At 58.3% G+C, this 25,202-nt stretch carries 26 protein-coding genes and 2 pseudogenes; 15 read left to right on the forward strand and 13 right to left on the reverse strand.

The window, feature by feature from the left end; translation table 11 throughout:
• Positions 1-71: 71 nt before the first annotated feature.
• From AArcSl_RS00765 to AArcSl_RS00785, 5 genes and pseudogenes are all read left to right on the forward strand, one after another.
• Positions 72-763: pseudogene (locus AArcSl_RS00765) on the forward strand (IS6 family transposase).
• Between the two features lie 90 nt (positions 764-853).
• Entirely contained in the window at positions 854-1,843 is a 990-nt protein-coding gene (locus AArcSl_RS00770; RefSeq protein ID WP_119813772.1) for a hypothetical protein, read from the forward strand.
• Positions 1,840-2,379 carry a hypothetical protein gene (locus AArcSl_RS00775; protein WP_119813774.1) on the forward strand — a complete coding sequence of 180 codons (540 nt, stop codon included), beginning with the start codon at positions 1,840-1,842 and terminating at the stop codon, positions 2,377-2,379. The genes AArcSl_RS00770 and AArcSl_RS00775 overlap by 4 nt, the downstream gene beginning before the upstream one ends.
• Complete coding sequence (locus tag AArcSl_RS00780; RefSeq protein ID WP_119813776.1) at positions 2,337-2,783, forward strand: hypothetical protein; 447 nt, start codon at positions 2,337-2,339, stop codon at positions 2,781-2,783. Before AArcSl_RS00775 ends, AArcSl_RS00780 begins: the two co-directional genes overlap by 43 nt.
• The gene (locus AArcSl_RS00785; RefSeq protein ID WP_119813778.1) at positions 2,777-3,241 is read left to right on the forward strand and encodes a hypothetical protein; all 465 of its coding nucleotides are present in this window, start codon (positions 2,777-2,779) and stop codon (positions 3,239-3,241) included. Before AArcSl_RS00780 ends, AArcSl_RS00785 begins: the two co-directional genes overlap by 7 nt.
• Positions 3,242-3,256: 15 nt before the next feature.
• Here the strand turns inward: AArcSl_RS00785 and AArcSl_RS00790 are convergent, their stop codons facing one another.
• From AArcSl_RS00790 to AArcSl_RS00800, 3 genes are all read right to left on the reverse strand, one after another.
• Positions 3,257-3,745 (reverse strand): SMC-Scp complex subunit ScpB, encoded by a 489-nt coding sequence (locus AArcSl_RS00790; RefSeq protein WP_119813780.1) that lies wholly within the window; start codon positions 3,743-3,745, stop codon positions 3,257-3,259.
• Positions 3,746-3,818: 73 nt separating this feature from the next.
• Entirely contained in the window at positions 3,819-4,361 is a 543-nt protein-coding gene (locus tag AArcSl_RS00795; RefSeq protein ID WP_119813782.1) for a hypothetical protein, read from the reverse strand.
• Between the two features lie 20 nt (positions 4,362-4,381).
• A complete protein-coding gene (locus AArcSl_RS00800) occupies positions 4,382-6,193 on the reverse strand; it encodes an SWIM zinc finger family protein (RefSeq protein ID WP_119813784.1) in 1,812 nt (603 codons plus the stop codon).
• 235 nt (positions 6,194-6,428) lie between these two features.
• On the opposite strand from AArcSl_RS00800, the gene AArcSl_RS00805 reads away from it, so the two are divergent.
• Positions 6,429-7,694 (forward strand): RNA-guided endonuclease InsQ/TnpB family protein, encoded by a 1,266-nt coding sequence (locus AArcSl_RS00805; protein WP_119813786.1) that lies wholly within the window; start codon positions 6,429-6,431, stop codon positions 7,692-7,694.
• Positions 7,695-7,960: 266 nt separating this feature from the next.
• Here AArcSl_RS00805 and AArcSl_RS00810 read toward each other — a convergent pair whose 3' ends face one another.
• A complete protein-coding gene (locus tag AArcSl_RS00810; RefSeq protein ID WP_119813788.1) occupies positions 7,961-8,629 on the reverse strand; it encodes a DUF7509 family protein in 669 nt (222 codons plus the stop codon).
• A 111-nt stretch (positions 8,630-8,740) separates the two neighbouring features.
• Between AArcSl_RS00810 and AArcSl_RS00815 the strand changes: the two genes are divergently transcribed.
• On the forward strand, positions 8,741-9,133 hold the full coding sequence (locus AArcSl_RS00815; protein WP_119813790.1) for a winged helix-turn-helix domain-containing protein: 393 nt from the start codon (positions 8,741-8,743) through the stop codon (positions 9,131-9,133).
• Between the two features lie 434 nt (positions 9,134-9,567).
• Here the strand turns inward: AArcSl_RS00815 and AArcSl_RS00820 are convergent.
• A pseudogene (locus AArcSl_RS00820) lies at positions 9,568-10,721 on the reverse strand (ISH3 family transposase); the annotation flags it as partial.
• Positions 10,722-10,774: 53 nt separating this feature from the next.
• On the opposite strand from AArcSl_RS00820, the gene tnpA reads away from it, so the two are divergent.
• On the forward strand, positions 10,775-11,131 hold the full coding sequence (gene tnpA, locus AArcSl_RS00825) for an IS200/IS605 family transposase (RefSeq protein WP_119813792.1): 357 nt from the start codon (positions 10,775-10,777) through the stop codon (positions 11,129-11,131).
• Here tnpA and AArcSl_RS17725 read toward each other — a convergent pair.
• Genes AArcSl_RS17725 through AArcSl_RS00840 form a run of 3 tightly spaced genes read right to left on the reverse strand, consistent with a single transcriptional unit; the run spans position 11,085 to position 13,941 of the window.
• On the reverse strand, positions 11,085-11,516 hold the full coding sequence (locus AArcSl_RS17725) for an aminotransferase class V-fold PLP-dependent enzyme (protein ID WP_119813794.1): 432 nt from the start codon (positions 11,514-11,516) through the stop codon (positions 11,085-11,087). The genes tnpA and AArcSl_RS17725 overlap by 47 nt on opposite strands.
• Before the next feature lie 25 nt (positions 11,517-11,541).
• A complete protein-coding gene (locus tag AArcSl_RS00835; protein WP_119813796.1) occupies positions 11,542-12,825 on the reverse strand; it encodes an MFS transporter in 1,284 nt (427 codons plus the stop codon).
• A 3-nt stretch (positions 12,826-12,828) separates the two neighbouring features.
• Complete coding sequence (locus AArcSl_RS00840) at positions 12,829-13,941, reverse strand: MBL fold metallo-hydrolase (protein WP_119813798.1); 1,113 nt, start codon at positions 13,939-13,941, stop codon at positions 12,829-12,831.
• A gap of 87 nt (positions 13,942-14,028) precedes the next feature.
• On the opposite strand from AArcSl_RS00840, the gene AArcSl_RS00845 reads away from it, so the two are divergent.
• From AArcSl_RS00845 to AArcSl_RS00865, 4 genes are all read left to right on the forward strand, one after another.
• Entirely contained in the window at positions 14,029-14,766 is a 738-nt protein-coding gene (locus AArcSl_RS00845; RefSeq protein WP_119813800.1) for a helix-turn-helix domain-containing protein, read from the forward strand.
• A 717-nt stretch (positions 14,767-15,483) separates the two neighbouring features.
• A protein-coding gene (locus AArcSl_RS00855) for an IS1595 family transposase (protein ID WP_119813804.1) occupies positions 15,484-16,370 on the forward strand; the annotation gives its coding sequence in 2 pieces (ribosomal slippage) (positions 15,484-15,949 and positions 15,949-16,370; 888 coding nt in all).
• Entirely contained in the window at positions 16,367-16,732 is a 366-nt protein-coding gene (merB, locus tag AArcSl_RS00860; RefSeq protein WP_119813806.1) for an organomercurial lyase, read from the forward strand. Before AArcSl_RS00855 ends, merB begins: the two co-directional genes overlap by 4 nt.
• Positions 16,733-16,813: 81 nt before the next feature.
• Positions 16,814-17,704 carry a class I SAM-dependent methyltransferase gene (locus tag AArcSl_RS00865; RefSeq protein WP_119813808.1) on the forward strand — a complete coding sequence of 297 codons (891 nt, stop codon included), beginning with the start codon at positions 16,814-16,816 and terminating at the stop codon, positions 17,702-17,704.
• A 26-nt stretch (positions 17,705-17,730) separates the two neighbouring features.
• Here the strand turns inward: AArcSl_RS00865 and AArcSl_RS00870 are convergent, their stop codons facing one another.
• From AArcSl_RS00870 to AArcSl_RS00885, 4 genes are all read right to left on the reverse strand, one after another.
• On the reverse strand, positions 17,731-18,048 hold the full coding sequence (locus AArcSl_RS00870) for a hypothetical protein (protein ID WP_119813810.1): 318 nt from the start codon (positions 18,046-18,048) through the stop codon (positions 17,731-17,733).
• Positions 18,049-18,252: 204 nt separating this feature from the next.
• On the reverse strand, positions 18,253-18,888 hold the full coding sequence (locus AArcSl_RS00875) for a helix-turn-helix domain-containing protein (RefSeq protein ID WP_119813812.1): 636 nt from the start codon (positions 18,886-18,888) through the stop codon (positions 18,253-18,255).
• Between the two features lie 108 nt (positions 18,889-18,996).
• On the reverse strand, positions 18,997-20,199 hold the full coding sequence (locus tag AArcSl_RS00880) for an MFS transporter (protein WP_119813814.1): 1,203 nt from the start codon (positions 20,197-20,199) through the stop codon (positions 18,997-18,999).
• 142 nt (positions 20,200-20,341) lie between these two features.
• Positions 20,342-21,877, reverse strand: a complete 1,536-nt coding sequence (locus AArcSl_RS00885; protein ID WP_119813816.1) for a lipopolysaccharide biosynthesis protein — start codon at positions 21,875-21,877, stop codon at positions 20,342-20,344.
• 142 nt (positions 21,878-22,019) lie between these two features.
• Between AArcSl_RS00885 and AArcSl_RS00890 the strand changes: the two genes are divergently transcribed.
• The 3 genes from AArcSl_RS00890 to AArcSl_RS00900 all read left to right on the forward strand — a co-directional run bounded on the left by AArcSl_RS00890 (position 22,020) and on the right by AArcSl_RS00900 (position 24,227).
• A complete protein-coding gene (locus AArcSl_RS00890) occupies positions 22,020-23,042 on the forward strand; it encodes a hypothetical protein (RefSeq protein WP_119813818.1) in 1,023 nt (340 codons plus the stop codon).
• Between the two features lie 168 nt (positions 23,043-23,210).
• A complete protein-coding gene (locus tag AArcSl_RS00895; RefSeq protein ID WP_119813820.1) occupies positions 23,211-23,600 on the forward strand; it encodes a DUF2237 family protein in 390 nt (129 codons plus the stop codon).
• Positions 23,601-23,669: 69 nt separating this feature from the next.
• Positions 23,670-24,227, forward strand: a complete 558-nt coding sequence (locus AArcSl_RS00900) for a DNA-3-methyladenine glycosylase family protein (RefSeq protein ID WP_119813822.1) — start codon at positions 23,670-23,672, stop codon at positions 24,225-24,227.
• Here the strand turns inward: AArcSl_RS00900 and AArcSl_RS00905 are convergent.
• Positions 24,224-24,964, reverse strand: coding sequence for a LiaF transmembrane domain-containing protein (locus tag AArcSl_RS00905; protein ID WP_119813824.1), 741 nt, complete (start codon positions 24,962-24,964; stop codon positions 24,224-24,226). The two genes, AArcSl_RS00900 and AArcSl_RS00905, sit on opposite strands and share 4 nt — an antisense overlap.
• Between the last annotated feature and the right edge of the window lie 238 nt (positions 24,965-25,202).

Consider the following 25,202-nt stretch of genomic DNA (forward strand, 5'->3'; position numbering starts at 1 on the left):
GATTCATCTCCCTCTATGGGGCACTGTTAAATCGAGAGTGAAGTAGATGGGAGTTCTTCATTCGAGTGTCCATGCTCGAAGAACTCCCACTCGATCCAACGGAGTCATCAGATGTAGCGTTTTTGGATGATGAGCGCACGCCAGCCTGGTTGGTTCGGCTGGCGTGCGCAGCTCATGCTGCGTCGGCGTCTCTGTCAGAATGTAGTGACCTGCTTGCCTGGTTCGGCGTTGATCGAACCAGGCAAGCGATTTGGTACTGGTATCAAGCCTACGGAGAGTACCATGACGAGGAATTCACGGCCGAACCAGATCGCGTTGCTGTCGACGAAAAACAGGTCAAACTCGAAGGTGGTGAGAAGGTCTGGTCGTATGCAGCGATCGACGTTGATTCGAAGATCGTGCTCCACGTCCAACTTTCGGAACATCGGGGAACTGACCCTGCTGCGGAGTTTCTCGTGAGCTCAAAGAGAAACACCGCGTCACCGACGCGGAGTTTCTCGTCGATGGGATGGGCTACTTGACAGCTCTTGCTCGGACTGGACTCGCTGGTGACCTCAACTACTCTGACCGCAACATCGTTGAAAAGCTCTTCCAGACCTTCACCATGCGAATCGGGCGTTTTCACGAGATTTGGAACGGCAGTCAGGCCAGCGCTGAACGCTGGCTGACTGCCTACACCGCCTACTATAACCACTTCCGAAGTCACCAAGCACTCGACAATGAACCCCCGATTAAACACGCTACATTAGCGGATGCAATTTAACAGTGCCCGTCGAGTGAATGCGCAATTTTCCCAACGTGGACGGTTCCCGAACACAAATACGTCTTGCCCTCGCACGTTCTCACACGAACGATGCCCCACGAGTGTGATGCCTGCGGCGACACGTTCACCACGCTGAGTCGCATTCGCCTGCACGACTGTCCGGCAGAGGACTCAGAGAGTCAGGATTCACTGTCTTCGTTTGACGCCTTCCTCGATTCGATTTCGGACGCGCTCGAAGCGGACATGCAGCGAAACGTACAGGAGCGTGAGAAGCGAGGGCTGGACGCCGCGAGCGAGACGTTGAAAACCAACCTCGAGACGGCCGCCCAGGGAGACGTCGACGCTGCGTACAGGTTGATTGGCCAGTACGAGCGAGAACTCCAAGAGTACCACGCCGCCGAGGACTACGACACGTATCGCGGGATTTTCTGGGCGTTTTACGAACCGGCCACGGAGACTCTCGACGAAATCGCCGCGCGCGAGGGATGGGAGTTTCTCACGGAACTGATCGAAGCCTACCCGCGCGTGAGTACCGACGACGAGCCCCTCGCGAGTCCGGTCATCGAGAACGTCGTCGGGAGACACGTCATCCGGACACGTCTACGCGATGGTGTCGAAGCAGTCCCTGTTGATGCGCTCGTATATCTCGGTTCGTTCTGGGAATCGATGGGTGAAACCAGTGGCGAAGAGTCGTTCGCGTACGGCTGGGGTATCGGCCATCCGGATCACTCTGTTGCGGATCACGTCCATGATGTCGTCACTGAGGACCTGTTCTGGGTTCGAGGTACGCTTCCGCACGCGTTCTACGCCGACCAACACGCCGCGGCCGATCTACTCGAATCGCTGCTCACCACGGATCGAATCGACTACGAAGATCGATACATGCTGGCGTCGATTCTGGCCACGGTTGACCAAGATTCGACGCCGAAAATCCCCCGCTACTGGGACGTTCGCGAGGAACTGGACTACCGCTTCGAGTGGGACGAGTCGACCAGGGCTCGATTACGTGAGACCATCGAAGACGAGAGATTTCACGAGCGTCTGCCCAAAAACTGGACGTTCGGCGATATGGAAGTATGAGCGACACAGAGAAGTTACTCGAAGAGATGCCGCCGGAACTGCTCCGTGGGTTTCTCGCCCGGGAGCTGGAAACTGATCCGGATCTCGAACGCCGATTGCATTCTTTTCTGAACACGTCCGACCTCGATGTCTACGAACTCCGAGCCGAAATCGAGTCCAAGTACGGGTATCAGACGGCCCCGAACTTCACCCAGCACGAAAAGCGAGCAGAGTCGTACATTGAGAAGGGACGATATCGCGACGCGGAGACCATCTACCGCGCGATGTTCGAGGCGATGCGCGATCACCTCCACGAGTTCGACTCCCATCGAGGTGGATTCGAACACGACGAAACCTTTCAGGACGCGATCGCGAGCTACGCAACCTGTATCCACGACGCGAACCTCCCACACGAGGAGAAATGCGAGTACATCGAGTACTGTTTTGACCAGTGGGTCGACGAACACGAAGAAGGAGGCTTCCCACAACATTTCAGGGAAGCACTCTGGGAGATGTGCACGACCGAAGACGACTATCGCTACTGGCATCCCTGCTGAGGGGTCGACTTGACGAGCGGCTCGAGTCCGATCGCATCTACGGTGAGCACTACGATGACGACACGGATGCATGGCGTCGCGGTGATCTCACTACTCCCGCCGACGAGGACGAGTTACTCGACGGCTACACCGAAACCGCATGGCTGCGGGGCTTCGTCGAACTGCTCGACCGCCTCGACGAGGAGGCGGAACTCGGGGGCATTCTCGCACGACACTATCCAGCATCTCGACACCTCTGTCTCCGATACGCTCGTTTCCTCGCTGATGAGGGCGAACAGGAGGCAGCCGTTACCGTCGCCGAGTATGGGTCGACTCGTTCTCGGGGTCGGATACGGTACCGCTCCGCGAATTTCTTGTCGATCGATACGAGGCGACTGACCCCGATGCCTTCCGAGAAATGTTAATCGATCTGTTTGCCGAGCGAACCGACTGGACGTACTACGACCGGCTGAAAGTGGCAACCCCAAACGACGAGTGGGATCACGTCGTCGACACGATCGTCGATCGACTGGACAGGCGGTGGGCCGCCGAGACGATCGTAGAGATCTATCTGCGAGAGGAACGCATCGAGGACGCATTCGAGACGGTTACCGATGTTCAGGATCTTGACCTGTTCGAGGCGTATATCGATCAACTCGGAGATCATGATCCCGCTGCGTACTTTGATGCGTATCGTCGGGAGATCAAGAACGCCGCTGCCGACGCAAGTCGACGAAAGTACTACCGACAGGTCGCCGAGCACCTCCAGACCATACGGACGCTGGGGCGTGATCGCCGGTTCGAGAACCTGGTCTCATTCCTGCGAGACGAGTACTCGAACCGGCCGGCGTTTCTCGATGAATTAGAGAAGGTTGGAGTCTAAGTCTCGATTTCCGTCTCATCTGAAGTAGCTCGGAATGATGCCATATGTTCTGGCAACTGAGACGATCTCTTCGCGAAACTCCTCGGAGTCCTCACCGTGCGAGTCCGCAAGTGCTTCTACGTCGTCGGAATACGCCTCGCGGATCGCTCTGGCTTCGGCCCGTCCCTCGACGGTCGGTTTCCAGACGGCTGTCGTACCATAGTCACCTGGCTCGAACGGTGGACCGGGGCGCTCGCGTTCCCCGACACGCTCGATCAGGCCCCGGTCTTGCAGTGTTTGAAGGGCGGCTTCGACCTCGGGTTCGAGTTCCGCGTCCATCGAGAGAAGCTGCTCGAGTGACGGCCATTCGGACCCACCTTCCGTCATGATGGCATCGAGTTGTGTACAGGCTGCCACAAGATCGTCAGTCGTCTTTTCAATACCACCGTAGTCGTGTTTGTATCGTCTATCGTGGGTGGTGAGTTGGACGATGAGTAGCCGCTCGATCCACGTCTCGGTTTCCATGTCTGTATCCTACAATCGGAGCCTACAAAGCGTGTCGTACGATGCTGCGTGTCGGAAAGAACAACGTCCACTGTCAGTCAAGTTCTGCCTGCTCTTTCAGCTCACCGATTAAGAGATCGAGAATCGCTTCTTTGTCTTCGTCGGGGACCGGTCTCCCATCGAGTTCGTCGAACTTCTCTTCCCAGTGGTCGATCCACGATTCGAACACGTCGTCGAAGGCCGCTTCCGGATCGTCTGCAGCCCTCACGTCCTCGATCCCCATTTGGATCATCTCTTGGGGTCCTCCGGCCCCAAGCTCGGCTTCGATCACCAGCCACGGCTCGTACTCGAAGGTCGAAGAGAGCTCTTCGATATGCCACGTCTCGTCGGTCAGGTCCAGTTGGTACTCCGTCAGAACGTGAAATCGGGCGGGTGATGTATCGACTCCTGGCGCACCCATGTCCGAGAGGTACATCGTCGGATGGCGCTCGATCCGAAACGAGAGCATCTCGCCTGATTCAAACTGAAATCCGAAGGCCCGTTCACGAATCTTCTCCAGTGTCAGTCCATCTTTGGGCAGGTCGATGCCATACTCGTCCAAAGCGGTGAGAACGCGGTCTCTGGTAGTCCTGTCCATCCTTTCTCACCTGGGTTCGATTACTTCGCGAATTCCTCCAACAGTTCCTCAAGCATCGGACGGAGCTTGTACTTTTGATAGTGTTCGTCCCGGAGATCCTCGACGTAGGTACGCCACTCGTCGAGTACGCCTGCGGCCTCGGCTGCTTTGCCAGCGATTTCCAGCCAATTCACGGCGTGATGATACTGCTGTGATTGGCCTTCATCGATGATCGGCTCGGCCTGCTCCTTGCAGACGTCGATCGTCCAGTGTGGGTGCTCCTCCCAAACGTCCTCGACGACCGGCTCGACCACCTTGTAGTCGTCAAAGCAGTCTGCGATGGCGATCGCCTCGTCGTACCGGTCCGCATACAGGAAGATCTCGGCGTGTCGCGGCGCGACCCGCTGGGTCGTGTCCTTGTTTCGAAGAGACGTCAGTAACTCCTCACGAACGTCCGGCCACTCTTCACCGGCGAGTTCCTCCGTTGCTTGGTAGGCCGAAAGCGTCGGGGAGGCGTTGAACGCCGCGATAGCCGCCTCCAGTGCGACCTCGCGTTCGCCCAGACTGCTGGCTCGGTCGCGCAGCCATTCGGCCAGTTCCGCCTTCCCGCTCCCCTCGAGAGTCAACCCATTCTGGGCGATCTCCAGGGCTGCCTGTGGCCGGTCGTGGTTCCGGAGTGCTCTGGCCAGCGTGAGTGCTTCGTCTGGCGAGTACAGGTTGTTATGGCCGTACTCAATCGCCTCGTCGATCCGGCCTTCCTCGACGAGCTTGGTCACGTACGCGTCGATCAGGTCGGCGGCCGCCGCCAGATTCAGGTACTCCTCGATGCGGTCCTGGCGTTCGAGGACGTTGAGGCGGGCTCTGATGAACTCCTCGGCGTACCAGGGTGGATCGCCTTCCCAGAGGTCGGCGTAGCTGGCATCGCCGCGCATCGCTCGCTGGACCGGCTCGAAGTTCCACCCCCGCTGGGCGGCTTCGAGGGCGACGCTGTACGGTGGCTGATGCGTATAACTCCCCATCTCGTTCTCCCACCGCCAGAGGCGGTCCTCCCAGTCGGCGCGTCCCGATTCCGAGAGATCGGTTGTGAGTAGCGCTTCGGCCAACGCCCTGTCGACCTCGTCAAAAAATTCGAAGATTGCGTTGGAATCGTCGTATGAAAGGGCCAGCCACTCTCCGTCCATCAGTTCGTCGGCGAGGGGTTCGAGGATGTCCAGCGCCGTCTCGCCATCGCCGGCGTTGATCGCGGACCACGCTTGGTGGAGGAGATCCCGGAGCTTCCCGACGTCGGTCTCGACGGCCGCATACGGGTCGTACGCGTGGGCGCTTTGTCCTTCCGTTGGACGAAGGACGTACTGCACCTGCTGTCGGATCGACTCCCGGTTGATGTCGGGTGTTCGGTCGTATGAGTCGCCGTCTACGTCTCCGGATTCTGCTGTTTCGAGTCGAGATTCGACCTGGTCTGCCAGTTCCGGGTACTTCTCCACGAGATCGACGAGCAGATCCCGCAGCAGTTCGGGATCCGTATCGGCGATCAACTCAGAGGTGGGCGGTCGCTGATCGATCTCGTCGGGATCGCGGACGTACGTCAGGAGGACGGCGACGCGATGCTTGCAGATCCCGCCGTGATCGTACGGACAGGAACACGCCGTGTCGACGATACCGGTTTCATCGAGTTCGATCTGCACTTGGTAGGGTTCGTACTGGCTCCCCTCGACCTCGGCTCGCAGCAGAGTACCACGGCGAGCAGCGTCGATGACTGCGCCCCGCTCGTAGTAGTCTTCACCCCGATCAAAGGACTGCGACCGTGCCAGACGCTCGATTGCTGCTTCAGTGAGTGTCGGGTTCTGTTCCATCGCGTACTCCCTCTTTATCCGATCAAAAACCTCGTCGCTCTCAAAATAGTGTTTGAACAGGTACTCCTCGTCGACCTCGAAGACGTTTACGGAAATTCGAGGCGAAGGCCTCGCGGTTCACCGCGGGGATGAAGCCGTCACCTGAAGCGGGATCCACGCCCGGATCCGTGGGAGGATATTCCACGGAGAGGAGTCATCCGCAACTATTATGTAAGAAACCATACGACGCTTACATATGTCGAATCAGGTCGTCACTCGGACGTTCAAAGCGAGTATCTGCAATCACTCGCAAGTCCGTGAGGACCTCGATTCGCATGGCTTTGCCGCATCGAAACTGTGGAACGTCGGGCGGTGGACAATCCAACGTGTCTGGGATGCCATCGGCCAGATTCCCAGTGGGGACGATCTCTGTTCGTATCTCAAACACCACGACTGCTACGGGGATTTGCACTCACAATCCAGTCAACGAGTTCTTCAGGAACTCGGTGAAGCGTTCGACTCGTGGTACGGGCAGGACGACCCGGATGCGAACCCCCCCGGCTACCGCAAACACGGCGACGACCATCCACGCTCGACGGTGACGTGGAAAAACCACGGCTTCAAACTCGACACCGAGCACAGCCGTGTTCGTCTCTCCAAAGGGACGAATATGAAAGCCTCTCGGTACGCCGCTGACTACATCCTGTGTGAATACAGGCTCCAGACGGACGACGGTCGGACGCTAGCTGCTGTCGACAGCGTTCAGACCGTCCGTGCTGTCTGGACTGGCGAGCAGTGGGAGTTGCACTTCGTGTGTAAACTGCGGAGTGAGACCGCCGAGTCTCCCGGTGAGAAAACCGCGGGCGTCGACCTCGGGATCTGCAACACTGCAGCTGTCTCTGTCGGTGACGAGACGCTGTTGTATCCGGGAAACGCGCTGAAAGAAGACGCCCACTACTTCCGGCAGGAAGAATACGACACACAGGGCGAAACCGGGCCGAGCCACCACGCACAGTGGGCGCGAGAGAAGAACTCCCGACGGAAAGATCACTTTCTGCACGCGGTATCGAAAGATATTGTCGAGCAGTGTGGTGACCGGGATGTCGGGACAATCGCAGTCGGGGATCCGAAAACCGTTCGTGAGGACCAAGACTGGGGACGCCACGGGAACAAGCGGTTGCACGACTGGGCGTTTGAAACGCTTCTCAGCTACATTGAATACAAGGCCGAAGACCGTGGGATCGAGGTTGAACGGGTGGATGAAGCGGGACTGAAAACGTCGAAAACGTGCTGTGTGTGTGGGAGGGAAGCTGATTCGAACCGCGTCGAGCGTGGGCTGTACGTCTGTGATGAGTGTGGACTGGTGGCGAATAGTGATCTGAATGGGGCGGAGAATATGCGAGCGACGGTAACTCCGAATCCCGCACGGGATAGGAGTAACGGCTGTTTGGCACAGCCATCGGTGCGCCTGTTCGACAAATCAACGGGGCAAGTCGCCCCACAAGAACAGGTCGTCTCGTAAACCCTAATATCCCAATCAAGCGGTGCGGGGCCGTGGGAATCCTCGCGCTTCAGCGCGCGGAGGATGTCAACTGTTCTTGACTTGCTCGGCGGAATCCCACCATTTCATATGTCAGAAAGTCCCATACATTATTGAATTTTCCGTCAGTAGCGGTTCTGACTTCCGTTTTCCGCGTACTACGAACCAGTTGGGAGACAAACAGACGATGTATCGTAGGGCCTGACGACATCTTTTCGATCGGTCTCATCAAACTGGCGGGGAGGCGATCAGTCGAGGCGATCGAGCGAGCCATAGAGCTCTTCGTTCTGAATGTGGGTACAGAACTGCGCGCAGAGTCGACAGCAGTCCTTGGCATCGGTAAACGTCCGGACGCTGGCGTCCCAGCGGGTATTGACGGCTCCAAGCATTGCACTTCGAACCGATGGTTCGGTCGCGACCATGATCCGCCGTGCGCGCTCTGGTGGGGTCGCGTCGGCTGCGGGGCCTCGCATCGCATCCGTTGATAGGAGATCCTCGAGGACGCTTCCGATCTCGATCCCGACACCGAGGTTATCGCCGACCTGCGGGGCAATGAAAATTGTTGCATTACTCGCCTGCGCAAACGCGATACTCTGTGTGGCGGCATCTATCTCATCGAGGGAGATTCCGACGTCGATCGCGAGGAAGGCATTGAATCCACGGTCGCGGAGACAGTCTCGAGTTTCCTGAAGGAGCCGCAAGACGTCGTCTTCGGCGTACTCCCCGCTGGTCTCGTCCCACGTAGCAAACGACGGGGCATCGGTTTCGACATCGGCGTCTGCCGGAAGCAGCGCGTCGACATCGAACGTCCGGTACGGTCCCATCAGGTAGACGAGAAACTGTTCCCGCCGGACTGGGGCAAGCGCATCCGAGTCCCTGGTAGCACGAGGGAGATTGTCGATAATCCGTTGCCGCATTCGAGTCACCCGTTCGAAACGGCAGTATATAACTATCGGTGTTCTCAGGAATATTCTAGTCGAGAACGACTAAGTATGTAGCGTCCCAACGTACACTCGAGGCACCCCCAGATGTCCGAAACCGATCGCCATCCAACAGCGGACGTTCGCCAACCGGAGCCGCCGCTTCCCGAAGAGAGTGGGCTGACGCTTGAGGAGTACCTCGCGATGCAACAGGCGATCGGACATCCGACTCGATTTCGGATCCTGCGCACGATCGTCGCCAACGACGAACTGAGCGCCTCGGATCTCAAGGCTGCGGTTGACGTCGAATCACACAATTTCCATTACCATCTCGACGAACTGGTCGATGTCGGACTCGTCGACAAGCGCCAGCGGCGGACTGCTGACAGCCACGGCTTCTACACGTATTATCGACCGACAGCGATGGGGAGCGGCATCCTCGAACACGGTGTCGAGGAGCTGATGCGCCGTGAACGAGAGTTCAACGACGCTTATTCTTGAGATCCTCCTCCATATTGTCGTAGAAGTAACCGTTTCTTTTAACCAACAATTGATTCTCTTTATGAGTCTGTTGGTTAATTCGATCAATAGAATTCTCTCTTATTTCTTTGTTACGAAAGATATATATTATTAGAATATGCTGCGGAATGATATGGTGAAAGAGAAGAATCAGCTTTTAGATGAGGAATGCAATCTAAACAATATCGGTAGTTCCCATCACTCCAGATTCCTGACTGGATTTCTGGGGAAGTCTGAGGGAGATTAGATTGACTCTTTCGCTGGGTTGGACAGAGACGGCGATCTCACGCCAGTGAGAACGCCGTCAAGCCTGCCAAGACGCGAAGCCATCGCTCAGTAACAGGGCATTCGCTGGACGCGGGCCAAATCAGCCCGCGTCTAGCTGGCTGTATGTTGGGGGAATTCCGACACGGTTGGTCGGTGCTTCCCACTTCCGATCTAGGTGCTTCCCACTTCCGATCCAACGTGTCGTCGAGTGCGTGGTCAATCCACTCACGAAACACCTCAAAACGGAACCAGACGGGCAGTGCTCGCCCGCCGCGTCGCGGCGTGGCGAGCACGCCCCATCGAACGATTACCCACAGATTCCGCAACAGAAAGCTCACCAGCATGAATAACAACCGAACGACTGGATCCGTGGTACTCGTCCGTGCACGCGCTTCGCGCATGGTCCGGAACGCTGTCTCGATGGCTGAGCGTTTCCGGTAGAGGGCTTCGACTTCCTTCGGCGTGCGATCGGTCAGATCGCACGCCACGGACGCTCGGACGAGTAAGCCGTGCTTGTCTCGCTTGCCCTGCTGGTAGGAGACACAGACCGCGAGCGGGAACTCCGCTTCCGCTCGCTTCCTTCGTACATCACGTACTCCGTCCAGTAGGAGACCGTGGTGTCGAGTTTCTCGGCCATCTGTTTTCCACGACGAATGACTGGAAGAGCGACTGGCGCGACGGCGTCCAGTCGCTCGATGGACGTTCCGTCGTAGAAGCCACGATCAGCGAGGAGGCCAGCTACGTCGAACGGAAGGGCCGCGACGTGGTCGAGCAGACGCTCGACCGCGTCGCTTTTGGGTTCATCGCCACGAACTGGCGTAACCGCGACGACGAGTGGTTTTGCCCGACAAAGAACGAATCCAGCGAGGTAGCGATGGCACTGGGAGGTGCCATCGCGGGGTTTTGTGCGACAGAGTTCGCTAGCGTCGGTGTGTGGACAGCCGTGGTAATGGATATCGACGAAGTCGACGCAGATGATCCTCGGCCCCGGCCCGAGGATCATCGACACTTGCTGAGCGAACAACTCGTTGACGATAGCTTCCAATTCGTCCGGTGGAACGGTGTGCAACTGAGCGAGAGTGTAGTCGTCAGAATACGTTCCACGAGTGGTATCAGTGACGGCCTTGATCGATTTCTGATCGACGGTAGCTTGGAGGAGCGTCCGTCGAATGATCCCGGAGTCGAAGCTACAGCCTTCGACTCCGGGGATCGGAATCTCTGCAAGTAGACCAAGCGCTAACGTTTCAAGGTCAGAGGCCGTAAGAACGGTGTCTGGGTGGTATAGGCAATTCACAACACCCATCCAGACGCTTTCTGAGAATCTAAGGCTGTCACTACTGACTATCCGCTGACTCGATGGGAACTACCGAATGTCCAAAGTATCGCCACTCAGTGCTTGATGAGATAGAACAGTCGTTAGATACATCGTTCAGAGAGGTGTGTAACGAGTACAACTACGAGATATTATCGTTGCATATCTCGCCCGACCACGTACATCTGTTTGTTTCAGCACATCCGAAGAATTCCCCGAGCGAGATTGCACGGAAAATCAAGAGCATTACAGCCAGAGAGATGTGGCAGCAACACGAATCTCTTTTGGAAAACTACTTCTGGGGTGGTGGATTCTGGGAAGAGTCGTACTACATTGGAACGGCTGGTGAGGTATCTAGCCAGACGATTGAACAGTATATCGAACGTACTGAACACGTCTAATAGAGCTTACGGCATTCACCCTCGGGGTCAAGTCGTTCGAGAATCGGAGATTCTCGTGATCCCGAAATTCTCTGATTTTCGGACGACCCCGAGGCACTCTGCCTGCTTTCTCTGTAGACGTGACCAGGTGTCCACGCGTGTTGTGATCGAACACGCCTTTGAGTGCGAGGTTATCGGCTTCACTTCCTCCACCGGTCACGACAATTGATTCCGTCGATGTCCCAAGCAGGTCTGCCACCTGTTGTCTCGCCGTTCGGACCCCGTCAGCGGCACTCGACGCGTACTGGGCGGACGGGTTGTGATACTGCTCTCGCAAGTACGGCTCCATAGCCGCAATAACGTCGTCGTGGGGTTTCGTCGTCGCAGCGTGATCGAGGTAAATCATATATCGGTATTGAGAGAGTGTCTACTTAATCGTCTGCCTGTGAGAGCGATGGCCGTTCGTGCGTTCCAAACTCCGGATGCGTTTCCTCCAGCAGCAGGACAACCAGCCCACCGGAGATGAACATCGCTATCGCAGTTCCATAGAAGGCTGCCTCGATGTACAGCAGATCCATCGTGAGACCGATCAGGATTGCTCCGACCGCGTAGCCAAGGTCGCGCCACAACCGATAGACCCCCAGGCCCGTCGAACGCCAAAGGGGATGGGCAGCATCGCTGGCAACCGAAATCAGGTTCGGGTAATGTAACGCCATTCCCACACCGGCGATGCCGGACATCACGGCCCAGGCCAGATAGCCTTCGACAAACATCATTCCGAGGATGCCGCCGCCGGCAAGGAAGAACCCGACGACAATCGGTGGCTTTCGACCGATCTGGTCACCGAGTCTGCCGGTATACACCTGCAAGAAGTACGCCGCACTGTGGACACCGACGACGACACCGATCTGTGCCGTGTCAAGACCTTGTGCAAAGAGGAACAGCGGGAAAGCGATCCAGACGAGTGTATCCACGAAGTTTTCGACGTGGCCAGCCTGCGCAGCAGTAAACAGTGTCCGGTCGCCGTAGGTCGCCTGTTTGACGATTTCCGCGAACGGGAGATCCGCATCGTCACTCGGTTGCTCGTCCCCACCGTCGGGTTGTGCGGCTTCCGCCTTCGCATACGGCAGCGTCTCCTCGATAAAGAAGATGGCAATCAGCATGGCAACGATAAGCACCAACAGCAGGAAGTAGAACGGTTCCGGTCGGAGACTGTAGGCAGCGGCGATGACGCCGGTCAGCCACGCCCCGACAGCGACGCCGGTGTAGCCGAACGCCTCGTCGATGCCGGCTGCCAGCCCACGCTGCCCTGGACCGGCGAGTTCGATCTTCGAGATCATACTCATGCTCCAGGCGACACCCTGGTTGACGCCGAGGAGAAGGTTTCCGGCGACGATCCACTCCCAACTCGGAGCGAAGATCAGAATGAACGGGATCGGGAGTGCCGACACCCACCCCAGAATCAGGATCGGCTTTCGACCGTACGCATCCGCCCATTTTCCGGAGTAAAGATTGAGAACTGCTTTGACGATGCCGAAGCTCACGACGAACGATCCGATGACGAGGAACGATGTGATTCCGAACGTCTCCTCCCCCATAACGGGTACGACGGTTCGTTGTGACCCCATCGTGAGACCGACCGCAAACACCGTCAGCACCTGGAGCAAGAACTGCGTCCAGTTTGCTCGAATCCCTTGTGTGTAGCCCGAACTCATAGATTATTCAGCAGCACAGCGGTTCGGTCCCAGTTCGAGACTTGATAGCTCGTCATCATCGACGGATTCGTCCCCAATATTAACTCGCTTGACACGCTGGAAATTTGGGGGGTGGTCCGGAATATCGGACGCAAGATCTTCGATGAACGATTCGCGGTTTCGTCCGAGGTCGTCGTTCTGCGCTTCGACCTCGCTCAACCGTGCCGTAACTGGAGGTTCGGGAGATGCCGGATCATGTGCCGGAAGAACTAATGGATTACCGCTACGCTGCCGGAGTCGCTGTAGGCTCTCGTACAGCGTGGCTGCATTCTCTTCAACATCCGTGTCTTCGATGCCCGCTTCGACACCGAGTTCGACCCGTCCGACGCTTTTATGGAAGAGCGTATCGCCGGTCAGGAGTCCATCACCACCGACTGCGTACGTTACGCCACCCGGGCTGTGTCCCGGTGTATGGATCACCTCGACACTCACGTTCCCGATAGTGAGCTGCTGACCGTCTTCCAGTGATGTCGCATCAAGCAACGTTGCATCCGCGGGATGAAGATGGTACGGCACGTCATTTCGGTCAGCAAGGTCGCGTCCGCCGGAGACGTGATCGGCGTGAGCGTGCGTATCGAAGACGCCAACGAGTTCTGCACCCTCGTCTTCGATACGTTCTTCGTACTCTTCCGGATAGTGTGAGGGCTCGAATACAGCCGCCTCACCATCCGAGATAAGAATGTACGAGAGACAGCCTTTGCCCGGGCGGGCGACCTGTAGCAGGTTTCCGTCGATATCGATATTCACAGGTGCGGAACGATGCACGCGACTCCAGCCGTTCATTCCATCGACGAGCGTCAGTGCGTCCCGTCCCATCTCTTCGAGGAGTTCAGTCGCCGTCTGCGAAACACCGCCAGCAGCACAGACCGTCACGATATCCTGATCGGATGGGAGCTCTGAAAGCTGCGATCGGGCCGCTTCGGCGTCTTCTGTGAGTTCATCGTAAACGTCGATGTTTTTGCTTTCGGGAATATGCCACTCCTCGAACTCATCACTGTGCCGAATATCCAGAATCAAGGGTGGTTCCTGGCTGCCGAATAGCCGATTTCCGAGTGTGCCGGGTGTAATCGATGGCATCGTACTATCTGTAGTGCCAAGAGGGGTATATGAGTACTGCAGGCTATAACCGGCATTCCTAATTGATTGGACGACATACGGGCCCGTATGGGACTCCATCAGGCGTCATTTCGTATCCGCCACGAGTGTCCGTATCGAGAACTCGCAGAACGATATCCTGACCTGACGATCCGTGAGTGGTATTTGAGCGACTGTCAGGTGCTGGAGCTCTCTTCGGCTTCGGCCCCAACCGAAGACCTTCTTGGTGACATCGGTCATCTCGGCACAGTACTCCATCAGTCGGTCGATGATTCAGGATTGCACGTCGTGATGCAGTCGTGTCTGTGCTCACTGGAGGATTCGATCATCGAACTGTTCGAGAAACATAACTGCCTGTACCAACCACCGACCGTCCATCGTCACGGCTGGGAACACTACACAGTAATCGCATTCGAAGAGGAGGCTATCCGTACTGTATACGAGGAGCTCGAAGCCGATCGGGAGATTGAGGTGCTTTCCAAGACAGGCCTGGAGGAAACACAGATTCCCCACACCATGTTAGCGCCCGTCGATCAACTCTTCGAGAGCATTACTGATCGGCAACTCGAGGCCCTCCGTCTCGCGTTGGATAATGGGTATTACGAGCAACCGAGACAGACGTCAATCACCGATCTCGCAGCGCAGACAACAGTCGCTCGTTCGACGTACGAAGAGCATCTCCGGAAGGCTGAAAACAAACTCATCAAGAACGCCGGACAGTTTGTCCGCCTTCTGATCGGCACTGAAGGATCGAGTGGTCTTGATGCGACCACGTCTTCCACAGTCCCAGTCGCTGAAACTGACTGAGCCTGCACAGTACTGGCTCGTTTTGACCGCATTCGATTTCGGATTTGTCCCCTATTTTAACGGTGGTCCAAACCCGTGGACGATTCATTCGACAGTCCAATTGCGCCTGTCGCGCCCGCTTTCTGTCCGAACGATGTGGGACGAAAGCGATATCCAAGGATTTGAATGAGGCCAGACGCGGCCGCGTATTGTTCAGGTAACCGAATTCATGAGGACGAAATTCAATATAACTACTCGTCGGTGGTTGTTATTTCGAGTTTTCGAACCTACCGGTGCTAAGCACGGAAAAGGCCTCCCCGCAGGTTGGGAGTCACGCCAAAGGACGCGGCGGAGAACCCCTGTAGTATGTCACAGGACTCGTGTTCCTGCTGTGGTGCCTCCAACGAAGAGACCGAAACAACCGAAAAAAACACGACAAGTGAATTCACGGACAGACGAATCGTGGATTCGGCCCCGCTGAAAACGGAACTTCCGCCGGAATTACGGTCGGCTCTGGGCCGCTTTCTCGGGGTCGAATCCGTCGATACATTAGGTGCCTGGGCGAGGGCGGTTCGACAACGCCTCGATGGTGACTCGATCAGTATCGAAGAACTCTGTCTGACTAACGAGCAGACCCCACACTGGGGAACGATAGACGACGAACGATACCATTTCGCGTGTTCGCTCATCCCGACCAGTCGTAACTTCCAGTAGCGACGAGTCCATTAGTTGCTGTTGATGGATAGGGATTCGGTAGAAGTGTTCCTTCCTGATCCGGACGAGTGTTATGAGCGACTCCGTCGCGCCCGCTTCGGCGCGACGGTGTCGTGCGTCTACTGCGGGGAGAGTGATCCGGTCATCAAGAAAGGAACGACGGGGAAAGGCGCCCAACAGTACCGCTGTAAGGAGTGCGAGACGTATTTTAATGATCTCACGGGCTCGTTTTTCGAGCATCGGAAGTTCCCGATCGAGGAGATGTTCTACATGATCAAGGAGATGCGATCTGTGCCGACCGCACAGATCGCCTCGGAGCTTGAACGGGACTACGAGGCGGTGTTGAACTTCCGCCACGATCTGCAGGAGTTGTGCGGTGAGCTGGATGATCTTGTGCTTTCAGATGTGTGTGAAGCCGACGAGATCTATGTGACGGCAGGTGAGAAAGGGATCGAAAAGGAAGATGAGAGTCCGCGCTCGCGCGGACTCAAAAAAAGGGACGAGGAAGCTTCGAGTCGGACAAACCGCCAGTCGTGACACTCGTCCGTCGGAGCGACGGACGAGTTGAGTTTCTGGTGCGAGAGAATCTCCAAGATGTGGACGAAGAGATCGCCGACAAAGGTGACAAGACGGTAATTCTGTGTACGGACGATTACACGATCTACGATGAGATCGACGAGTACGACGGGATTGATGCTCATCTGGCGATCACGCACGATGAAACGTACGTGATCGGCGACGCTCACGTCAACAGCTGCGAGAACCGCCATAGCTTCCTTCGCCAGTGGCTGGCGAAGTTCAGAGGCGTCTCGAAGCATCATCTTCAGGGATACCTCAACTTTCTGTCGCTCTTGTTGAACGATCGAACCGACTGGTTCAGCAAAATCTTGAGTTACGAGTCATCGAGATGAGCGTCGCGTGTTTTTACGACGCAGTCATCCTGGCTGCGCTCTCGGATCGGGAGGTCGACATTCGCACTGAAAGTCCCGACGGGACTGTCATCGAAGCGCGTGCCGTCGGGAGTGACCAGCTTACGGTAACACCCGGGGGCGCCGTGTTTTCCTTCGGAATCGACGAGGGTGTGAACCCCCCACCAGACGGGGGACCCACGCTCGAACAGGGATACGCGGCGATCTGCCCGTACGTCAAAGCGTTTCCGAGCCGTGAAGCATACCGACGCTGGGCCGAGACCGTCCCTGCCGCCACTGTCGCGATGCCGCTTTCGGGGGCCACTGAACTGGCGGGAGAACTCGTGGGAGACCAGTCTTCGTGACTGGACTTATAAACCATCCCCAGACGCTGGGAGCAATCGTCTGGTGGGGCCAGTACGTCGATAGGGATAGGTGAACCAGCCATGACGGAATCAGACACCGATGCTCGGAATAACGAACGGACGGACGAAACGAACGCCAGCTGTGCGATCACCCCGGGCGAGGACGGAGACGCGGGGATATCAGCCGACTGGGCGAAGCGGGTGTGGTCGGCCGGGTCCTACGCGGAGACCGCTCCCAGCTACCTCTCGATGGCGGCAGCGCTGGTGGAAAAGACAGCCGTCTCCCCGGAGGACGAGGTGCTCGACGTCGGCTGTGGCACTGGAAACGTCGCCATCACTGCGGCCCGTCGAGGAGCAAGCGTAACCGGGATAGATATCTCGCCCACGCTGCTGGAGCAGGCCCGAACCAACGCCGAAACCGCCGGTGTCGAGGACGTCTCCTGGCAGGAGGGGGACGCCACGGCCCTCCCGTTCGAGGACAACTCGTTCGACGTGGTGCTGTCCAACCTCGGTCACATGTACGGGGATCCCCCCGAGGCAGCGACCCGAGAACTCCTCCGGGTAACCCGGCCAGGTGGACGGATCGGCGTTACCTCCTGGACGCCCAGCAGCCTGTATCCGTCGATGGGTGGCGTGGCCATGTCACTCCTTACGCCGGAAGACCTCCCGGACTTTTCGGCACCGCCGTTCCTGTGGGGCGACCCCGGAACCGTCCGCGACCGGTTCGGGGACGCGGTCGAGACGCTCCAGTTCGAAACGGACACGGTACAGTATCCGGCCCTCTCTCCGGACGCCTTCCGAGAACAGACGGTGTCGACCTCGGGACTGTTCATCGAGATTCTCGATGGCGTCGACGACAGTGACCGTCAAACTCTCCGAAAACAGCTGACCGAAACCATCGAGCCATACTTCGACGAACGGGCGAACGCAGTCGAACTGGAGTATCTGCTCTCGACGGCAACCGTCAACTGATCGGATCTGGGCGATCTCACCCTCATTCAGAAACGTTCCTCACAGTCGAGCGTGTCACTGTCGTACGACTGGTCGCGAGCGACGACCGTGTCGGGTTCGAACCGGATGAACCGCCACCGTGTTTCGTCCCACGGTCCAGTGAATCGCTCGTCCCAGCCAGTCTGGTCGTCGCCCAGGTACTTCCCCAAGAGTCGTTCGACCCGCTGTTCGTCCAGCCCTTCGAGTGTCGCCGCTCCCCGCATACCGACGTGCTGGACGAGGCCAGTCGCGGGATCGAAATCGACGATCGCGATGGCTGTCCGTGGATTGTGCTCGACCCTTACTGGATACGACTTCGTTTCCATGTCCGCGAGGATCTGTCGTCGACGATTTCCATGGGTGAAACTGTGACTGAGTCCAGAAAAATTGTCTCCACACCCACAGTCGGTTATCATCATCGCTATTGTTGTCATTATTGTAACACCGAGGGAATGCTGCCGGTCCACCACGAGGGGGAAACGAACTGGAGCCCCGAATCGAATGGCGGACACCCAAACCGTCTCCGGGGGCTACTCGAGGATCTCACTCAGTACGTTCCGCTCGGCGCGCTGGAGATGCTCCGCGACGGTCGAGGGATCGAGATCCAGTTCGGCGGCGACGTCGTCGGTCGAGGCTTCGCGTGGGACCTCGTAAAAACCCATGTCGTAGGCGGTCTGGATAACCTCGTGCTGGCGATCAGTGAGTGTATCCCCCGGATTGTCTGTTCCCTCGTAGCTCCCGAGTTTCCGGAGGTCGGGAGACACTCCCGCTGCTTCGTACTCGCGGATCGTCCCGGAGATCGACTCCTGGGAACCGACGAGCGACATTGTCGTTTCCTCCGCCGAAAGCTCCGGATCGCAGGTACCGATCAGGTCTTCGGCCGCCGATGCGAGGCTCTCAGGGAGTTCCGGCGCGGTGAACTCGATGACGTACAGATGTCCGTCATCCGTCTCCGAAACGTACTCCCAGTCGTCGACACACGAAAGCTCCGCGAGTCGTTCCTCGTCGTACCGCGACTCGACGACTACCTGCACGATCGCGCCGGTGCCCCGGCAGGCGAGTTCCTCGAACTCCCGGATTCCCGCCTCCCGTCCGAGCGCGATCAGTTCACCGATCCCCATCGCCTCGAACTCCCCGTCGCTGACAGAGACGTTAGCTTCTCTCATAGTCTTGTGCTCCGTTCTGTCTATAGCCGCTAAAGAATTGTGCCCAATATATTGGGCCCCACACGTCAATCGGTTGTCGACTCGAATACCCGATAATAATCTCGAGCGTTACCGTCCAGTAATGCTAAAGTCGGGCTCGGAGTCGAGTTCCCGACGAAGCAACCAGAGGGAGCCGAGACCGACCACCACCCCGACGAAGAGGGTTCCGAACGCGGCAGCAAATCCCGATCGATCCAGTGCAACACCGAAGACGACCGGGGAGATCATTCCCGGGATAAATCCGAGAAGGGACTGCCCGGCGAGCGCCGCGCCGACGTGGTCGTCGTCTGCGATTTCGCTCATCGCGGTCGAAAGGGGCGCGCTGTCGGCCGCGAGAACGATCCCATACACGAGGATAACGCCCGCGAGAACGGCGACGATCGTCCAGTCGAAGATCCCCAACGAGACGGTGATCACACCGCTGGCTGCGAGCGCACCGCCACTCGTGGGGATGCGACCGAGCCGATCGCTGAGCCACCCCCCGAGCACGTTCCCCGGAGCACCGAACGCGACGAGAACCCCACCGAGAACGCCGGCAGTTACCTCCGGTGATCCGGTGGCAACCACCGCCGGCGTGGCGACGAGGAACGCGACGATCCAGTTTTGGACGCCGAACAGCTCCCAGTTGTGGCTGGCATACGCGGTTGTCACGTAGAGGTACTTCTTCTCCCGGAATACCGAGAAGTCGAACGCGACGTCACCAGTCCCCGTCCCTGTGGCGTCGGCAGCCAACCACAGAACTGCGAGGCCGGCCGGAACGGCGACGCTGCTCGTGACGGCGATCGCGAATCGCCAGTCGTCGACCGTCGCCAGCCACGTCGAGAGGGGATAGGCGACCCCGCTTCCGAGCGAAAGGACACCGACATAAAGACCGAACGCTCGCCCGCGGTCCCCGGCGTCAAACCAGTCGCTCAGCAGTTTCATTCCCGGAACGTACACGCCCGCGAAACAGGCGCCGGCGAGGATGCGAAACACACTGCCCGTGACGACGCCGACAGTGAGATACGCGAACGCGACGCTGAAAACCCCGGTACCGATGGCGGTGATTCCAACCAGTCGGCGTGGGGAGTCCCGATCCGCAATGATCCCGGCCGGCAGAATAGCCAGGACGTATCCCACGAAATACGCCGAATAGATAACGCCCGCTTCAGTTCCCGAGAGAGTCAGGTCCGCAACGACGAGGGGCAACACAGCGGAGTAATTCGCCCAACTGAACGAGATAACGCCGACCGACAGGCTCAAAACGACCAGTACCCGCGTCCGAATCTGCATTCCCGTTACATCTCCATCGGCGGGGAGGTAGTTTCTTCGGTTGATCAGCGGATTGAGCCGTCAGACGCCCAGATGCAAATGGTGCGATGGAGCGGTGGAACGGCGGAGTAGCAAAGCGGGGGATCGAAGAATAGTTCCCGGCTCAGCGTTGCGCTCGACCCCGAAGATTCGTCCAGTACCCCATCGCGAGTTCGCGAACGACGAATCGGTCTCGAGGATCCACACCGAGGACGTGTAACGCCGCCAGATAGGTCGCGATCCCGACGACGATCCCGGGAACGACTGCGAGGCCACCGGGAATCGCGAGTCGGATCGCCCACATCCCGACGCCAGCCATCACGCCGGCCGCGATCGGGGTGAGGAACGTCCGGTCGAACAGCCACAGTCCCTCGAACCGGCGCAACAACACTACCTGGATCCCGTTCTGCACGGAGATGGCGATGGACGTTCCGAGGGCCGCGCCGACGAGTTCGAACTGCAGGATGAACGCGTACGTCAACACGACGTTCAACACCGCGAGCAGCCAGTCGAGGATCATCCGGGCGTACTGGTGATCGGTCATCATCAGCAGCCAGCCGGTCGCCCCGACTGCGCTACCCACGAACACGCCGCCGAGGTACACGACGAGCGGGACGTACCCCTGCGTGTAGGTCGGCCCGAACAGCGCGAGAAGTTCCCGCCCGTAGACGACGAGAACCGCGAGGAAGGGAACGACGGTGGTGACGATCAGCCGAGTCACCGACGTGTAAATCGCGTTGAGCGTCTCCATCCGATCGTCCGAGTACAGGTTCGAGGCGACCGGCGGCAAAAGCATATTGAACGACTGGAGCGGGATCCACGCGATTGCGATCAACACCAGCAGGGCGTTGTACACGCCGGCCGCGACCGCCGTGAGCAGCGCCCCGACCAGAATGACGTCGATCCGGTTTTGAAACACCTTGCCGAGGCTACTCATCGCGACCGGGGCCGCGTGGTTGTAGAACCGCTCTGCCTCGCTTCTGACCGCTCGCAACGACGGTCTGATCGCCGTCACGCGTGCCGCAATCGGAACAGCGACAACCGCAAGAATCCCCGTCCCGACGACGATTGCGCCAGCGACGCCAACCACCGAGTAACCGAGCGCGAGTGCGACCGTCGCACCGACGAGGCGAACCCCCGGCCGGAGCAGTTTGTTGAACAGCACTTCACCGCGAGCGGAGCCGATCGCCCGGAAGATGGCGGACACGATCATGACGACACCGAGGAGAACCACGAGAAATCCGAACCACCGCATCGTCGGGACGAACGCCGGCTGGTCGACGGTGACGGCGCCGATCCATGGCGCCAGCCACCACACGCCCGCCGCGATAACGGCGCCGAACCCGACAGTGGTCGCGTAGGCCAACCCGACGACGGTTGCCCGGCGGTTTGGATCGTCGTCGTAGGCGGGGACGTATCGCTGCAGCGCCGGCACGCTCCCGAACGTGACTAGCCGAACGAGGATCTGTGCGATCCGCCAGGCCAGCGCGTACACGCCGTAGGCTGTCGGACCGAGCCCTCGTGCGAGGACGACCTCGACGGCGGTGATCAGCGCTCGCTGGGCGGAGACCCCGCCGGAGGTGACGACGGCGCCGTGTGCGATCGTCAGCAGGGCCTCGCGTTCGTCCTCGGGAATCGCCTCTTCGCCGTCTCGACGCACGCGTCGTAATCATCCGAATTCACCGGGGTCAAAATAAAAATGGGTCGATCTGGATGGCGGTACAGCATTTCGACTGTGTTTGTATTTTTCGAAGAATAGTTGGTAGCAAAGATATTTGTTCGAACAAAATGATATCAAAACGATGTATCGGTTCACTCCGGACGAAATCGATCGCGAACGCTCCCACCACCAAGCCGTCATCCAGGGATCCAATAACCTGGACGTAAAGCGTATCGGGAACCTCGGTGAACTCGCGTTCGAGCAGTTCTGTCGCGAGTACTTGCCTGTCGAAATGTGGGAGTGGAAAAATGAGGAAGCGATCCGGCGGTGTAACTCCGAGAGTTTCTCCGGTCACGATTTCGAAGTGTTTGGTTACAAAGTGGACGTGAAGTCGTCACGCGATGTCTCGGCGTTTCTCCCATCCTCCCTCGTGGAGCGAGATCCAGACGACGACATCGTGGTGATGATCTGGCACCGGGACAACGAAGACAGCCTCATGTTACTCGGCTGGGAACGACTGGAGACGCTCAAATCGAAGGTCAAAACTGAAGACGAGTATTCCGGTGAATCACCTGAAAAGCTCGATCACCTCGCGGCCCGACCGATGAACGAAATGATCGAACTCGGGCCGAACACCGCCCACATGAACCAGAAGCCGAAAAACCCGTTCCAGCCGGGCGATCGTGTTGTGAAAAACAGCGACGATGATCAGTCAGTGGGAGTCGTTGTCGAAGTAATGCCTCCCGAGAAAAACACCGGAGCCTTCGGACAAGAAATGGATGGAGAAGCGGTGAAAGTTGCGTTTCCGAGTTCGCTCGACAAGGGGCCAGGCGACTGGCGCAGCTATCATCCGGCTATCCTCGCGTCCTACTGCGACGATCAAGAAATCAAGCTCTGGACGTACAAACACGAGAACCTCGAGTTCGCGGAGAACCCGTACGTTCCGGGCGATCGAGTGATCAAGACCAGCCACGACGACCCCAATACGGCCGTCGTGGTCGAGAGTCCGGGTGGTGCCGGCGGTGAAGAGGTTACGGTTGCGTTTTTGGGAGATTTCGAGGAGGAAGATGTCTGGCCGGGGGAATTGAGGGAACACTGTGAAGAAAACGGGATCAAGTCCTACACGTACGAACACACGGAACTCGAGTATTCGTCGAACGTATGAGCAGCTGTCTGCTGTACTGATATCCGCACTCCGAATCGATAATCAGATACCGTGTTACGCAATCAAAAGAGGAGTTACAGAAGGGCATCAGAGACGGAATAGAAGTCACCCACCGAAGGCAACCGTCCTCGGGAGAGGAGTTTTATTCGCTGAACCAAAGCAGTCTGCATGCCCGAACGGAACGTTCTGGGAGACGAACTCGAACCCTGTAGTGTTGACCCGGTGACCGGCTTCGAGCGCGACGGCTGCTGTGGAACCCATCCGAACGATCGCGGGAGACACGAACTCTGTGCGATGATGACCGACGAGTTCCTCTCCTTTAGCGAACAGCAGGGCAACGACCTCGTCACGCCGCGCCCAGAGTTGCAGTTTCCCGGGCTCGAACCGGGCGATCGCTGGTGTCTCTGTCTCGACCGCTGGATCGAGGCGCTCGAAGCCACCCGAACCCACCGCCTTCCGGAGACGACTGTCCCACCCGTGATTCTGGAAGCCACGAACGAGGCAGTGCTGGACTCGGTCGAGAAGGAGACGCTCGAAAAACACGCTTACGACGTGTGATATCGGACGGCACTTGGTGACTGCAGCGTCCACGAGGTATTTACTTCCGACGGCCCGAAATTAATCAAAATGCAGCCGCTGAACGAGGATTCGGTGATGGCCGAGCTGATCGAGGTACACGGGGACGTGACGGTAGAGCCGGCGGAGGACATGTTTCGACGCATGACCGTCTCGATCATCAACCAGCAACTCTCGACTGCCTCCGCCCGGGCGATCCGAGAGCGGGTGTTCGACCACGTCGAGGTGACGCCCGAAGGAATACTCACAGCCGAACCAGAGGAACTCCACGACCTGGGGCTCTCCGAGTCGAAGGTCGAATACCTCAAAAACGTCGCCGACGCGCACGTCGAGAACGGCTATTCTGTGGCCTACTTCGAGGGGATGACCGACGAGGACGTGATCGCAGAACTCACCGAAATCAGGGGCGTTGGAACGTGGACCGCGAAGATGGCGCTCATATTCTGCCTTGGCCGAGAGGACGTCTTCCCCGTCGAGGATCTGGGAATCCGTCGAGGGATGGAAACAGCCTACGGGATCACCGAGCGGGACGCCATGGTTCAAAAGGCCGAGGAGTGGGCTCCATACCGGAGCTATGCGAGTCGGTACCTGTGGCGTGCTGTCGATTAATCTCGAACCGACGCCTCGCCGAACGCGACGAACCCGGTGACCACGAGATCAACACCGTCGCGATCCACGGTCGCACCCTCGAGTTCCACGGTCATATCGTCCCCGATCGCTCGGCGTGGACGATCGTCCGCGGCCGAGCCGAGTATGGGTATGACTTCCATCTGGACTACCCAGTCCCGGGGAACGATTACCTGGGCCTCACCGAAGAGCACCGTCAGGTCGACCCGGGCGGGCCGATCCGTGAGCTGGGCGTCCCGGAGATCCAGGGTGGTTTCGCCGAAGATGGTCGTCAGATCACCGCCGACGAACGCCTCGGAGGTGTTCCGCTTCTCGACGCCGCCGAATACCGTCACCCCGGAGGAGTAGCTCGCGTCGGAACGCCGGACGCTTGATCGGTACTGTCCCATCGCGATCGACAGGCCGAGTGCGATCACCAGCACGGGCCAGTAGACGACAAGCTGCTCGGCGGTGGCGTACCCGAGAACGATCAGCTGAACGGCACCGGCGACACCGACGATGACCACCGGGCCCACGAGGCTCCGGAAGCCGCTCTGGACGAACAGCCAGATTCCCAGCAGGACGAACAGCGAGGGAACGTACTGTAAGAGCTGTCGGGTCTCGAAGACGCCGGTAGTCTGGAACAGCAGGAGCACACCCACCAGAATGACCAGCGCTCCGAGGAGGAACCGACCGGTGGGGAGGCGTTGCGATCGTATCGTGGAAGATACAGTAGACATAACAACCATACGACGGAAGAGGAGATATAGCCATACTATCAGTATCATTCCGCGGGAGGTGCGCCGTTGTCACACGGTGCATGGCTTCGGAGTGAAAGGAGACCCGGCGTCCGCGATGGTGTATCACCCATTTATAAGCCATCCCACATCGAAACGACGACAGAACGCCGAGGAGGCCGAGACTCATCGATGACCTGGAACGGAACCGGACCCACCGCCGCACGCTGTGTCGGCCACC

Origin of the sequence: Halalkaliarchaeum desulfuricum (assembly GCF_002952775.1) — an archaeon.
Lineage (GTDB): Archaea > Halobacteriota > Halobacteria > Halobacteriales > Haloferacaceae > Halalkaliarchaeum > Halalkaliarchaeum desulfuricum.

Bases quoted from the DNA above. Each gene is read 5' to 3' on its own strand.
- tnpA (WP_119813792.1), top strand. From the start codon at position 10,775: ATGGGAACTACCGAATGTCCAAAGTATCGCCACTCAGTGCTTGATGAG.
- AArcSl_RS17725 (WP_119813794.1), bottom strand. From the start codon at position 11,516: ATGATTTACCTCGATCACGCTGCGACGACGAAACCCCACGACGACGTT.
- AArcSl_RS00815 (WP_119813790.1), top strand. From the start codon at position 8,741: ATGTCCGAAACCGATCGCCATCCAACAGCGGACGTTCGCCAACCGGAG.
- AArcSl_RS00800 (WP_119813784.1), bottom strand. From the start codon at position 6,193: ATGGAACAGAACCCGACACTCACTGAAGCAGCAATCGAGCGTCTGGCA.
- AArcSl_RS00810 (WP_119813788.1), bottom strand. From the start codon at position 8,629: ATGCGGCAACGGATTATCGACAATCTCCCTCGTGCTACCAGGGACTCG.
- AArcSl_RS00900 (WP_119813822.1), top strand. From the start codon at position 23,670: ATGCAGCCGCTGAACGAGGATTCGGTGATGGCCGAGCTGATCGAGGTA.
- AArcSl_RS00895 (WP_119813820.1), top strand. From the start codon at position 23,211: ATGCCCGAACGGAACGTTCTGGGAGACGAACTCGAACCCTGTAGTGTT.
- AArcSl_RS00865 (WP_119813808.1), top strand. From the start codon at position 16,814: ATGACGGAATCAGACACCGATGCTCGGAATAACGAACGGACGGACGAA.
- AArcSl_RS00795 (WP_119813782.1), bottom strand. From the start codon at position 4,361: ATGGACAGGACTACCAGAGACCGCGTTCTCACCGCTTTGGACGAGTAT.
- AArcSl_RS00835 (WP_119813796.1), bottom strand. From the start codon at position 12,825: ATGAGTTCGGGCTACACACAAGGGATTCGAGCAAACTGGACGCAGTTC.
- AArcSl_RS00770 (WP_119813772.1), top strand. From the start codon at position 854: ATGCCCCACGAGTGTGATGCCTGCGGCGACACGTTCACCACGCTGAGT.
- AArcSl_RS00775 (WP_119813774.1), top strand. From the start codon at position 1,840: ATGAGCGACACAGAGAAGTTACTCGAAGAGATGCCGCCGGAACTGCTC.
- AArcSl_RS00875 (WP_119813812.1), bottom strand. From the start codon at position 18,888: ATGAGAGAAGCTAACGTCTCTGTCAGCGACGGGGAGTTCGAGGCGATG.
- AArcSl_RS00840 (WP_119813798.1), bottom strand. From the start codon at position 13,941: ATGCCATCGATTACACCCGGCACACTCGGAAATCGGCTATTCGGCAGC.
- AArcSl_RS00890 (WP_119813818.1), top strand. From the start codon at position 22,020: ATGTATCGGTTCACTCCGGACGAAATCGATCGCGAACGCTCCCACCAC.
- AArcSl_RS00845 (WP_119813800.1), top strand. From the start codon at position 14,029: ATGGGACTCCATCAGGCGTCATTTCGTATCCGCCACGAGTGTCCGTAT.
- AArcSl_RS00790 (WP_119813780.1), bottom strand. From the start codon at position 3,745: ATGGAAACCGAGACGTGGATCGAGCGGCTACTCATCGTCCAACTCACC.
- AArcSl_RS00880 (WP_119813814.1), bottom strand. From the start codon at position 20,199: ATGCAGATTCGGACGCGGGTACTGGTCGTTTTGAGCCTGTCGGTCGGC.
- merB (WP_119813806.1), top strand. From the start codon at position 16,367: ATGAGCGTCGCGTGTTTTTACGACGCAGTCATCCTGGCTGCGCTCTCG.
- AArcSl_RS00805 (WP_119813786.1), top strand. From the start codon at position 6,429: ATGTCGAATCAGGTCGTCACTCGGACGTTCAAAGCGAGTATCTGCAAT.
- AArcSl_RS00785 (WP_119813778.1), top strand. From the start codon at position 2,777: ATGTTAATCGATCTGTTTGCCGAGCGAACCGACTGGACGTACTACGAC.
- AArcSl_RS00870 (WP_119813810.1), bottom strand. From the start codon at position 18,048: ATGGAAACGAAGTCGTATCCAGTAAGGGTCGAGCACAATCCACGGACA.
- AArcSl_RS00905 (WP_119813824.1), bottom strand. From the start codon at position 24,964: ATGTCTACTGTATCTTCCACGATACGATCGCAACGCCTCCCCACCGGT.